Here is a 6,543-nt window from a genome sequence, read left to right as displayed (position 1 = left end):
CTCGGCCACCAGGTCTTCGGCACCCGGCCGCGGCACTCCTCCAGCCAGCTGGACATGTACGACAACCTCGTCCACCACTACGACGGCCTCACCGAGGAGGGCCTGGACGACTTCTTCCTCGACGCCGGCTTCGGGGTCGACCCCGACGACGTGGGGCGCCGGTACCAGCCGCGCGACGACGTCACCATCACCCGCGACGCCGACCACGGCATCCCGCACGTCGAGGGCACCACCCGCGAGGGCACCATGTTCGGCGCCGGGTACGCCGCGGCCGAGGACCGCCTCTTCCTCATGGACGTGCTGCGCCGGGTCGGCCGCGGCGAACTCACCTCCTTCGCCGGAGGCGCCGAGGGCAACCGCGGGCTGGAACAGGACCTGTGGCGCAGCGCCCCCTACACCGAGGAGGACAAGCAGGCGCAGATCGACCGGGTCGCGGCCGGCGGAGAGCGCGGTGAACAGGCCCTCGCCGACGTCGACGCCTACCTGGAGGGCGTCAACGCCTACATCGAGGAGGCCGACGACAACCGCGACTTCCCCGGCGAGTACGTCCTGACCGGGCACAAGGACGCCATCACCAACGCCGGGGAGATCGAGCCCTTCACCCCGACCGACGTCGTCGGCATCGCCGCCATGGTGGGCGGCATCTTCGGCGGCGGTGGCGGCGGCGAGGTCCAGGCGGCCGTCGTGCTCGCCAACTTCCGGGACCGCTACGGAGCCGAGGAGGGCGCCGAGCTCTACCGCGCCTGGCGGATGGAGAACGACCCCGAGGCCGTGGTCAGCGTCGGGGGCGAGTTCCCCTACGGCGGCACCCCCGAGAACCCGGTCGGCGAGGCCGTGCCCGACCCCGGCTCCGTGGAGCCCTACGACATCGTCCACGACGAGCACGGTTCCGCGCTCAGCGGCGAGACCGCCGAGCAGCCCGCCCCCCTGGCGAGCACGGTGGAGGAGCCCGGGGAGGGAGCCGAGGCGCCCGCCGTCGAGGACCTGCCCGAGGAGCAGCGCGACGAGCTGGAACGGATGGTCGAGGACGGGGACCTGTCCGCGGTGGAGGGCGTGTTCAACGACGGCGTCCTGCCCGAGGGCTTCACCGACCCCCGCGGCATGTCCAACGCCCTGCTCGTCTCGGGCGAGCACACCGCGAGCGGCAACCCCGTCGCGGTGATGGGCCCCCAGACCGGCTACTTCTCCCCGCAGCTGCTCATGCTCCAGGAACTCCAGGGGCCGGGTGTCAGCGCGCGCGGCGCGTCCTTCGCGGGCGTGAGCTTCTACGTCCAGATGGGGCGCGGCGTCGACTACGCCTGGAGCGCCACCTCGGCGGGCCAGGACGTCACCGACACCTTCGCCGTCGAACTGTGCGAGACCGACGGGTCCGCGCCCACCACCGGGTCGCGCGCCTACGTGGACACCGCCGGGGACTGCGTGCCCTTCGAGGAGCTGAGCGTCACCAACGAGTGGTCGCCCACCGTCGCCGACGGCACGCCGGCGGGCGGCTACACGCTGACCTCCCTGCGTTCGGAGTTCGGCCTGGTGCACTCCTTCGCGACCGTGGACGGCGAGCCCGTCGCGTTCACGACGCGGCGCTCCACCTACATGCGCGAGGTCGACTCCATCATCGGCTTCCAGCGCTTCAACGACCCCGGCGAGATCACCTCGGCGCAGACCTTCACGGACGCGGCCGAGGACATCGGCTACGCCTTCAACTGGCACTACGTCGACGACGAGGACATCGCCTTCGTCAACTCCGGGGCCAACCCGGTCCGGACCGAGGGCACCAACCCCAACCTGCCCGTGGACGCCTACTCCGACGCGGGCTGGTCCGGCTGGGACCCCGCCACCAACGGCGCCGACTACCACCCGCAGGAGGACCACCCGCAGGCGATCAACCCCGACTACATCGTCAACTGGAACAACAAGCCCGCCCAGGGCTACACCTCGGGCTGGGCCACCGGACCGGTGCACCGCGGCGACCTCATCGACGGCCGCGTCTCCGCGCTGGTCGCCGACGGGCACGAGTTCACCACCGCCAGCCTGACCCGGGTGATGATGGAGGCCGGGGTCGCCGACCTGCGCGCCCAGGAGGTCCTCCCGCTCCTGCTGGAGGTGATCGGCGCCGAGGCCGTGGACGACCCCGAACTGGCCGCGGTCGTGGAGGAGCTGCGGCTCTGGCACGAGTCCGGATCCCTGCGCCGCGAGCCCTTCCGCGACGCCGGGTACTACTCCCACGCCGACGCCATCCGCACGCTGGACGCCTGGTGGCCGCTGCTGGTCCGGGCCCAGTTCGAACCGGGCCTGGGCGAGGACCTCTACACCCAGCTCACCAGGGCCGTGCAGACCGACGAGTCGCCCTCGGGCTCCATCGGGGGAGGCGAACCCGGAAGCGTCAACCAGGCGCAGCCCCACCGGGGATCGGCGTTCCAGTACGGCTGGTGGTCCTACGTGGACAAGGACCTGCGCACGGTGCTCGGCCAGGAGGTGGAGGGCGGACTGGGCGAGGCCTACTGCGGTGGCGGCGACCCCGACGCCTGCCGTACGGTGCTGCTGGACACCCTGGCCCAGGCCGCGGACACCCCCGCGGCGGAGGTCTACCCCGGCGACGAGCACTGCGACCCGGGCGACCAGCTGTGCGCGGACACGGTGATCCACCAGGCGGTCGGCGGCATCAACATGTGGCCCATCGCGTGGCAGAACCGGCCCACGTACCAGCTCGTCTACCAGTTCTCCGGCGGACGGTAGGACGGGCGGAGCGGACGCGGCCCGCGGTGGCCCCGAGCGGGTGCCGGCGGGGGCCGCGTCCGTGTGTCACGGCAGGGGAACACTGGAGCCGGATCGCGTGCTTCGCCGGGTCCGTGTGGGTAGCGTAAGGAATACCCGAACATGAGCGGGAGGGCCGCAGGAACATGGACGCCTGGTTGATCTGGCTCATCCTCGCCGTGGGCCTGGGGGTCGTCGAGGTCTTCACCCTCACGTTCGTACTGGGCCTCCTGGCGGTCGCGGCGCTGGTCGCCGCCCTCCTCGGCGCCATCGGCCTTCCGGTGGCCGCGCAGATCATCGGGTTCACCGCCACCGCGGCGGCCGGGATCTACCTCGTGCGGCCGATCATGCGGCGCCAGCTCAGGGGCGGCCCCGTCGTCAGGTCGGGCGCCCAGGCGCTCGTCGGACGCTCCGCGGTCGTCCTCCAGGAGGTCGGCGCCGACCGGGGCAGGATCAAGCTCTCCGGGGAGGAGTGGTCCGCGCGCTGCATCGACGAGGACCTCGTCATCCCGGTGGGCACACGCGTCGACGTCATGGAGATCGACGGGGCCACAGCCGTGGTCTACCCGCGCGAAGCACTGCCCTGAAACCCGACACAGCCACGTCCCCGACCTAGGCCAGGTGCCAGCACATGGAACCCACCATCGCCCTCATCATCCTCGCGGTCGTCGTCGTGGCCGTCGCCCTGTCGGCGATCCGCATCGTCCCACAGGCCAGGGCGTACAACATCGAGCGCTTCGGCCGCTACATCCGCACCCTGAACCCGGGTCTGAACTTCCTCATCCCGGGCGTGGACCGCGTCAACTCCAAGTTCGACCTGCGCGAGCAGGTGTTCACCTCGCGCCCGCAGCCCGTGATCACCGAGGACAACCTGGTCGTCAACATCGACACCGTGCTGTACTACCAGGTCACCGATCCCAGGGCCGCGGCCTACGAGGTCGCCAACTACATCCAGGCCATCGACCAGCTCACCGTCACCACGCTGCGCAACGTCATCGGCTCCATGGACCTGGAGAAGACCCTCACCTCCCGCGAGGAGATCAACACCCGCCTGCGCGGGGTCCTGGACGAGACCACCGGCAAGTGGGGCATCCGCGTCAACCGCGTGGAGATCAAGGCCATCGACCCGCCGCCCACCATCAAGGAGGCGATGGAGAAGCAGATGCGGGCCGACCGCGACAAGCGCGCGGCCATCCTCCACGCCGAGGGCGAGCGCCAGTCGCGCATCCTCAAGGCGGAGGGCGCCCGCCAGCAGGCCATCCTGGAGGCCCAGGGCGACCAGCAGGCGGCCATCCTGCGGGCCGACGGCGAGGCCAAGGCGATCGAGCGCGTGTTCCAGGCGGTGCACGCCAACAACGCCGACGCCAAGGTGCTCGCCTACAAGTACCTGGAGACCCTGCCGTCCCTGGCCGAGGGCGACGGCAACACCTTCTGGGTGATCCCCGGCGAACTCACCGAGGCGGTCAAGAACGTCAGCCACGCCTTCGCGGGCAACGCCCCGACGGTTCCCTCCACGGAGAAGGAGGACGAGCGGGCCGAACCCCGGGGACCCGCGCAGCTCACGGCGCCCGATCCCACCCGGTCCTCCTCGGCGCAGGCGGCCGTGGACGCGGCCGAGGCCGCCGAACGCGCGGTGGCCGACGCCCGCGACGACGTCCGGCGGGCCGGGTCGGCCCTCGGCGGCTCCCGGCCGCCCGGGCCCCGCGAAGAGGACTGACTAGGGTCCGTCCGCGCGGGCCGGGGGCAGGGCGCGCACGGTCGCGTGCGAAGGACCGGATGACCGGTCCGTCCGTGAGGGCGGGGGAGAGGTGACACCTTCCCCCGCCCGCCGTGTGCTCGGCGCGCGGCCGTCCGGCTCAGACCAGCAGGAGCTTGCCGGTGGTCCGGCGCGAGGCCAGGTCGCTCTGGGCCCGTCCCGCGTCGGACAGCGGGTAGCGCCCGCCGATCCGCACGTCCAGACGGCCCTCGCCCACCAGCGCGAACAGGTCGCCGGCCCGGCCCAGCAGCTCCTCGCGGTCGGCCACGAAGTAGGCCAGCGAGGGCCTGGTCAGGTACACCGAACCGGCGGAGTTGAGCCGCTGCGGGTCCACCGGGGCCACCTCTCCCGAGGACTGCCCGAACAGCGCCAGCACGCCGCGCGGGCGCAGCGACGCCAGGCTGGCGTCGAAGGTGTCCCGGCCGACGCCGTCGTAGACCGCGGCCACCCCCTCGCCGCCGGTGAGGTCGCGCACCGCCTCGGCCACGGGGGTCTCGGTGTAGCGCACCACCTCGTCCGCGCCCGCCCCACGGGCGATGCGCTCCTTCTCCTCGGTGGACACGGTGCCGATGACGCGCGCGCCGCGCTCCTTGGCCAGCTGGGTGACCAGCAGGCCGGTGCCGCCCGCGGCCGCGTGCACCAGCACGGTGTCGCCCTCGGCCACCGGGTACACCGAGCGCACCAGGTAGTGGGCGGTCATGCCCTGGAGCAGCAGGGCGGCGGCCTGCTCGGCGGAGACCGCGTCGGGGACGGGGACGACCAGCGAGGCCTTGACCACGGCCTGTTCGGCGTACGCGCCGGGGGCCATCGCCCAGCCGACCCGCTGCCCCACGGACAGGTCGGTGACGCCCTCGCCGACGGCGGCCACCACGCCCGCGCCCTCCATCCCCGGGACGTAGGGGAGCGGGACGTCGTACAGGCCGCTGCGCTGGTAGATGTCGATGAAGTTGACCCCGCGGGCCTCGACGTCGATCAGGACCTCCCCGGGACCGGGCGCCGGGTCGTCCCTCTCGGCCAGCCGCAGCACCTCGGGCCCGCCGTTCTCCTCGATCACGATGGCACGCATGGGTCCACTGCTCCTTCCGGGTCGGTTCCCGGCATCATGTCAGCTCGGAGCCGGGACCGGCCACGGCGGGCTGGCCGACTGGTCCTCCTCGAGGATCTCGTGGACCGAGAACGCGGTGTACAGCACGCCCAGGAAGTCGTTGCCCGGTCCGGAGCGGGTGACGATGCCGACCCTGCGGCGGTCCTCCACGGCCTCGGCGTCGTCGGGGAGGGGCTCCTCGTCCACCGCGGTCACGGCGTGCTCGCCGTTGACCCACAGGGAGAGCTCCATGACCTCGTTGCCGTCCCCGTCCTCCTGCAGGGAGCAGGAGAGGGTGACGGTGTTGGTGGGGATGTTCTCGTGGTCGAACCCGAGGGGGTCGCGCTCCTCGTAGCCGTACTCCTCGCGCACCGACTCGTCGAAGAGGGGTTGGGGGGTGTATCCGGCGACGTCGGTGGTCTCGCCGAGGGTGATGTCGCCCTCGGCCTCGTGCATCCGGCGGATCTCCGCGCGCTGGCCGTCGTAGCGCAGCAGTCCTTCGTACTGGCTCCGGTACTCCTCGCCGTCGTTGTCCCAGCAGCGCACGCCGAACGTCGCCTGTTCCGGGCCCTGGACCACGTACGCGGTGGTACTCACCAGGACGTCGTCCGGCAGGACCTCCTCGCGGTCCAGCGACACGACCTCGCCCCGGCTGGGGCTGTCCTCGGGGTCGAGCTGGAGCAGGGCGCCCCTGCGCTCGGCCCAGTAGCCGTCGGACTCCTCGTGCTCGTAGGTCCTGCTGACCCAGCCGGGATCGGTGGTGAAATCGGTGTTGTAGACGGAGACGGTGTTCTCCGGGATCTCCGGGCCGCCGTTGAGCAGGACCGTCGCGCCCACGGCGGCCACCAGGACGACCGCGCCCGCGGCCGCGCCGATCACCACCAGACGCCTGCGTCTGCGCGGGGAGCCGCCGGACGGCCCGGCGGGTCGGCCCGCTGGGTCCGGACCGCCG

The 6,543-nt window shown here is 72.3% G+C and carries 4 protein-coding genes and 1 pseudogene; 3 read left to right on the top strand and 2 right to left on the bottom strand.

The annotated features are described in order from the left end of the window. From DQW06_RS19420 to DQW06_RS19410, 3 genes are all read left to right on the top strand, one after another. Positions 1-2,733 (top strand): penicillin acylase family protein (locus DQW06_RS19420; protein WP_157983495.1); only part of this gene is annotated, 2,733 nt, incomplete at its 5' end. A gap of 164 nt (positions 2,734-2,897) precedes the next feature. Then, entirely contained in the window at positions 2,898-3,338 is a 441-nt protein-coding gene (locus tag DQW06_RS19415) for an NfeD family protein (protein WP_013154452.1), read from the top strand. A gap of 44 nt (positions 3,339-3,382) precedes the next feature. Further along, positions 3,383-4,468, top strand: coding sequence for an SPFH domain-containing protein (locus tag DQW06_RS19410; protein ID WP_117199052.1), 1,086 nt, complete (start codon positions 3,383-3,385; stop codon positions 4,466-4,468). Between the two features lie 139 nt (positions 4,469-4,607). Here the strand turns inward: DQW06_RS19410 and DQW06_RS19405 are convergent, their stop codons facing one another. Both DQW06_RS19405 and DQW06_RS19400 read right to left on the bottom strand, forming a co-directional pair. Further along, complete coding sequence (locus DQW06_RS19405; protein WP_013154450.1) at positions 4,608-5,573, bottom strand: quinone oxidoreductase; 966 nt, start codon at positions 5,571-5,573, stop codon at positions 4,608-4,610. A 39-nt stretch (positions 5,574-5,612) separates the two neighbouring features. Further along, a pseudogene (locus DQW06_RS19400) lies at positions 5,613-6,543 on the bottom strand (serine/threonine protein kinase); the annotation flags it as partial.

Origin of the sequence: Nocardiopsis sp. TNDT3 (assembly GCF_003427465.1) — a bacterium.
GTDB lineage: Bacteria > Actinomycetota > Actinomycetes > Streptosporangiales > Streptosporangiaceae > Nocardiopsis > Nocardiopsis dassonvillei.
This window is presented reverse-complemented; position numbering and strand designations above follow the sequence as displayed.